2 protein-coding genes and 4 pseudogenes are annotated in these 5,598 nt (G+C 62.8%); all 6 read right to left on the bottom strand.

What is annotated here, in order from left to right; translation table 11 throughout:
- Positions 1-698, bottom strand: a pseudogene (locus tag CM1CMNOD_RS07535) (IS3 family transposase); the annotation flags it as partial.
- A 130-nt stretch (positions 699-828) separates the two neighbouring features.
- Positions 829-2,265, bottom strand: a complete 1,437-nt coding sequence (gene ltrA, locus CM1CMNOD_RS07530; protein WP_013873076.1) for a group II intron reverse transcriptase/maturase — start codon at positions 2,263-2,265, stop codon at positions 829-831.
- 651 nt (positions 2,266-2,916) lie between these two features.
- Positions 2,917-3,207, bottom strand: a pseudogene (locus CM1CMNOD_RS07520) (transposase); the annotation flags it as partial.
- A 47-nt stretch (positions 3,208-3,254) separates the two neighbouring features.
- Positions 3,255-3,413, bottom strand: a pseudogene (locus tag CM1CMNOD_RS24370) (amidohydrolase family protein); the annotation flags it as partial.
- A gap of 40 nt (positions 3,414-3,453) precedes the next feature.
- Positions 3,454-4,631, bottom strand: a protein-coding gene (locus tag CM1CMNOD_RS07515) for an ISAzo13 family transposase (RefSeq protein ID WP_131773917.1) whose coding sequence is annotated in 2 segments (ribosomal slippage) — positions 3,454-4,559 and positions 4,559-4,631 — 1,179 coding nt in all. Because the reading frame shifts where the segments join, the coding sequence is not laid out codon by codon here.
- A 178-nt stretch (positions 4,632-4,809) separates the two neighbouring features.
- Positions 4,810-5,442: pseudogene (locus CM1CMNOD_RS07510) on the bottom strand (IS630 family transposase); the annotation flags it as partial.
- Positions 5,443-5,598: the final 156 nt, after the last annotated feature.

Here is a 5,598-nt window from a genome sequence, read left to right as displayed (position 1 = left end):
TCGTACGAGTCGCCGACGCTCCCGACGGACGGTGTCGCTCCGGCCTCGACAAGCCGGTCGGTGTAGCGGATAGACGTGTACTGCGAACCCCTGTCGGAATGGTGCACAAGACCGTTCAGCGGCTCGTCTTTGCGGCCCCAGATCGCCATCTCCAGCGCGTCGAGAGGAAGGTCGGTGCGCATGGTGGTGTCGAGCCGCCACCCGACAATCTTCCGGGAGCAGACGTCAACCACGAACGCCACATACACCATGCCCGCCCACGTCGGGACATAGGTGAAGTCGGCAACCCACAAGGCGTTCGGCCGGTCCGCGGTGAACTGCCGGTCCACCAGGTCCGCCGGCCTGGCCGCGGCAGGATCGGCGCGGGTCGTGCGGGGCCTGGCCCCGCCGCGTAGCGCCCCGGTCAGCCCGGCAGCCCGCATCAGACGCTCCACCGTGCACCGGGCCACCGTGATCCCCTCCCGGTTCAACACCCGCCACACCTTGCGCGCGCCGTACACCTCGTAGTTCTCCTTCCACACCCGCTCGATCTCGGCGAGGAGTTCGGCGTCGCGCAGTGAACGCGCCGACGGCAGCCGCTTCTTCGCGGCGTAGTACGTCGACGGGGCAACCTGCAACACGTCGCAGATCGGCTCGACCCCGCCGAGGTCTTCCTTGTGCTTGTCGATGAAGGCGACTACCGAGGCAGCCGCGGGTCGGTGAAGTCGGCCCGGGACGCGGTTCCAACCTTTCAGCCGGTCCGTTTCCCCGGGCCGCTTCCCGCACCCGGCGTGCCCCTTTCAAGGCACCGGGCGCTCCACAAGTCCCGCTGTGGCTCGGATGTGCTCGTCAGGCAGCGGCAGGCCAGGGAGAAGGGATGACTGATCCCCGGTATCGGTAGCGTGTGGTGCTCACCTTCTCCGGATCGAACAGTTCCCGGCTCTGGCCTGTAGGCCACCATCCGCCGCCGCAGTAGCGGTGGCGCAGTTCCTTCCACGTGGACCGGCGATGCTTCCGGCGTATCCATCGCCACACCGTCTCGAACACGTAATGCTTCAGGTAGGCGAAGGTCACCGACGACACTCCGGGCCGGAAATAGGCGCACCAGCCCCTCAGCACAGGATTGAGCCTGCGGATCAGATCATCGAGAGGCTGGTTCACCTCGACATCGCGGCATACCGTCTTCACCTTGGCCATGACCGCCTTGACGGACTTCTTGGCCGGATAAGAGTAGACGTAGTACTCGCGCATGCCTTTCTTCCGGTGGCGCTGGATACGCCACCCGAGAAAGTCAAGGCCGTCATCGATGTGGGTGATCAGAGTCTTCTCCCGCGACAGGCGCAGACCCATCGTGGACAAGACTCCCGCGATCTCCTCTCGCAAGGCTTCGGCGTCGGCTTTGGTGCCTTTAATCACCAGGCACCAGTCGTCGGCATACCGGACCAATTTGAAGTTCGGCAGGCCATGCCGCAGACGCTTGGCCTTCTCTGTCTTGCCAGTCCCCGGGCCACCTGGTGACCGGGCGACATGCTCGTCCAACACGGACAAGGCGACATTACTGAGCAACGGCGAGAGAATCGACCCTTGCGGGGTGCCGGCGGTGGTAGGTCTCACCAAGCGATCCTCAACGAGGATACCTGATTTGAGAAACGCCTTCACCAGGGCCAGGACACGCCTGTCTCCGATCCGCGCCCGCACTCTGCCCGTTAAGGACGTGTGCGAGATTTCATCGAAGCAGGCTTTGATGTCTCCTTCCACAATCCACTCGTAACACCGTGGTTTCGAGGTCAGATACCGAATCTCAGCCACCGCGTCGTGAGCCCGGCGCATCGGGCGGAACCCATAGGAGCATGGGAGGAAATCCGCCTCGAAGATCGGCTCCAGCGCCAGCTTCAGCGATGCCTGGACCACCCGGTCGGTGATGGTCGCGATCCCCAGGCGACGCAGCTTACCGCCCGCCTTGGGGATCATCCGCTCCCGCACCGGCAACGGCCGGAAACTGCGATCCTTCAACGCCGAACGCAGCCCGTCGAGGTATTCGGGTATCCCGATCCGCGCCACTATCGACGCGGCGGTACGCCCGTCCACCCCGGCGGTCCTGGCACCTCTGTTGCCCCGCACCCGATCCCACGCCACCAACAAGAACGCGGGATCGGCCACCAAATTGAACAGATCGTCGAACTGACGACGGGCATCTTCACGCGCCCACCGGTGCAGCTTGGTTTGGATCTCCAGTACCCGGCGTTCGGCCCTGAACAAGGCGGATTCCGGTTCGTCGGTATTCACCGGCGAAAACCTCCTGGCCTTCCAGCATCCATCACTGCAGACTTGCTGGCTGTCTTTGCCCTGCGTCCGGCTTTCCCGGACTCCGAGACGGGTCGCTACGCCCGCGACTACTACACAGCCTCCGCCCCATCCGCCAGCCCACAGCCGGAACGGGCCTACCCGCTGCCGTCCTGGCTGGACAGCCCGCGGGCGACTGCCGGATGGTTCCCACGTTCACCAAGCAATCGATCGGTCAGTGAGGCGCCCAGCTCTACTCCGGCAGCATCGCCACGGTTACGCCGCAGACCTTCGCCCTGGCCTCCTCACCGCCGGAACTACGCGGCTTCGGAGTTGACGCCCGAACACAACATCGTCCGACCGTCACGCGCTGCTCACCGGCCCATATCCACCAGATTTGAGCACGGCTTCGCGGTTACGGAGCTTCAACCACTGGTTCACTTCCGTTACACCTTCTGACCTGGCCGAACAGGCCCGCGCCGTCTGGCAGTCCCGGCACGGCCTGTCTTCGTCGGGGCCGCTTGCCACCCTCCCCGGCGTTCCTCCGGATCAGGCTGCCCCCTGGCTTCACCGGGCTGCTGCGACAGCCCAGCGGGAAAGGTCTCTCACCCCTCCTCGATTGTCTCGGCGCCTCGTGGCGCACAGCTCCCGCGCAAAGAAAGCCGACGCCGCTTTCAGGATCTCGTTCGCGCGCTTCAGCTCACGAACTTCACGTTCCAGCTCGGCGATACGCGCGGCATCCGGTGTGGTGGTTCCCGGACGAGTACCCTGGTCGACCTCAGCCTGATTCACCCACAGCCGCAGCGTCGCCGGATGCACATCCAGCGGCTTCGCGACCGTCGAGATCGCACGCGACGCCTCCGCCGGCTGCTCACGACGCATCTGCAGCACGAGCCGGACGGAACGTTCACGGAGCTCATCGGGATACTTCCTGGGAGCGGGCACGACTCGATCCTCTCAAACGGACCGGTCTCCACCGAACCCGGGGCGGTTCAGTCTGCCGACCAGTCGGGGTTCGCGAGGCCAAGTCCAGAGATTTTGATTGCGACGTTCGAAGCCTCGGCGATGCGGGCCAGGCTTGAGCTCCACGCGATGATCGCCTGTGGATCGCGGTGGATCGGCATTCCGGTGTGATTGATGATGATCTGTACCGACGGGTACTTAGGGCCTGGAAATAAATAATCTTATCAATCAATCTGATTTTGATGGTCGGATCGTATAGTTCCACTCCCCGTGAAACAGATGCTCCGTTCTGTCGATGATCGCCATTTCGTCGTCGGAGATCTTGATGCCTTTCTCGTCAGTCTTCTCATCGAGTTCGGCGTGGACCTGCAGGCCGGTCCGTGTCGTGGTGGAGCCGATGAGATTGACCACGACTTCGTGGCTTTCCAGGGGGCGGCCACGCCAGTTCATGGAGATGTGGCTGAATAGCCTGTGCTCGATTTTGTTCCATTTCGATGTGCCAGGCGGGAAGTGGCATACGGTGACTTCGATTCCGGTCCTTGCGGCGAATGCGGCGAGTTCGGTCTTCCGCAACCGGCTGCGGCAGCTGTTCGAGCCGCCGGCGTCGGCGGTGATCAGCAATTGTCGGGCGTGCGGGTATGCCTGTGAACCGACCTTGTCCCACCAGCGGCTGATGGTCGCCAATGCGAACTCGGCGGTGTCCGCACTGGTTCCCACTGTCACCCAGCCGGAGTCCTGTGTCAGGTCGTAGATCCCGTATGGAACGGCTTTCGGGATGTCGGGATCCGGAAAATCATGGTCCTTCACATGTACCAGCCGGCCTGTAGGTTGCCATTCTCTTCCGCCGTTGTCGTAGTTCCCGACGAGTTCTTTTTTCTTCGTGTCCACCGAGATCACAGGCTGTCCTGCCGTCTGGAACTCGGCGACCTGGCCGGCGATGTACCGGAACTGGTCATCCCGGTCGGGATGACTCGCGCCTTCCACTGTCTTCGCGGGAGCCTGCACGCTGTAGCCCATCTCCGGCAGGAGGTGGCGAAGGACCGTGTGACTCGCCTGGAATCCCTGCCGCGCCAGTTCCTCGGAAAGCTTCCGGGTCGATTTAGTCGTCCACCGAAGTGGACACATCGGATCACCGCGGCTTTCTGGCTCCACGAGAGCGTCTAATGCCTCTAGCAGACCTGGCTGCGCCACGGAAGCCGGTTTCCTTCCGCCGCCATCCCGTCGGACGCGGTGGGACGGAGCCATCCCGCTCCGTATGTCGAGCGCGCCTCGTTGAACGGTCGTTCGAGAGATCCCCGAAGCCTTCGCGATGGCCGTGATTCCCCCGTTCCCAGCATCTCAGCCACGGCTCCCGCCAGCAGCCGCTGCTGCCCCTCATCCAAATGAGGGAGAATTTTTTCGAACATCGAAGAAAATTCCTCTGCGGGAACCAGGAAATCTGTAATGGGTAGATTATTTCATACCCGCTTCGGGTGGCGGTGGAGATGGGATGGGCCTGCGCGGAGGCAGTCTATTCTCCGTGATCGTAAAACACTTATCCCACATACAGATCTTGATTGTTTTATTTATTTCCAATCTCTTGATGGTGCCGTGGTGGACATAGTCATGGGTGCGCTTCTCCATGGTGCCGAAGCTGATCGGGAGCAGTGGCTGGGTTCGGTCCAGCGCCTGGACCTGGGTCTTCTCGTCCACGCACAGCACGACCGCGCCCGCGGGCGGGTTGAGGTACAGGCAGACGATGTCGGCGACCTTGTCCGCGAACGCCGGGTCCTTGCTAATCTTGAATGTGCCCTGCCGGTGCGGTTTCAACCCGTTTTCGCGCCACAGCTTCGCCACATAATGCCAAGACACGGACACCCCCGTGGTGCGGGTGATGTACCTGGCCATTTCCCGACTCGACCAGTGCGAGAGGCCGGTTTCCGTCGGTGGAGTGGTACGAGTCAGAGCAAGGACACGACTGCGAATACGTGCCGGCACCTGCTCCCGCGGCGCCCCGCGAGGTCGGTCGATAAACCCGCAGACACCCTCAGTCTCGTAACGGGAAATCCACAGGTCTACCGTCGGTCGCGAAACCCCGACCCGCGACGCGATCTCCTTCTTCGGGAGACCCCCGGCGCACCAGAGCACGATCCGCGCCCGAGTCGCCACGGTCGCCGGAACATCCCGGCCATTCACTAAAGACAGCAGATCTGCCCGCTCATCTTCCGTCAACTCCACTCCATCATTCTAACCGATACGACCGAGTAAAGAAATCAGAATCACGAGACACTAGACGGCTCGATTCTTCGGACATGTTGGCGGGCGGCGCCGACCGAACCCGGATGAGAGCATGGATCAGCAGGGACGGCACTTTATCTGCAGGCCACCTGGGCG

This window comes from Protofrankia symbiont of Coriaria myrtifolia (assembly GCF_900634755.1).
Lineage (GTDB): Bacteria > Actinomycetota > Actinomycetes > Frankiales > Frankiaceae > Protofrankia > Protofrankia coriariae.
This window is presented reverse-complemented; position numbering and strand designations above follow the sequence as displayed.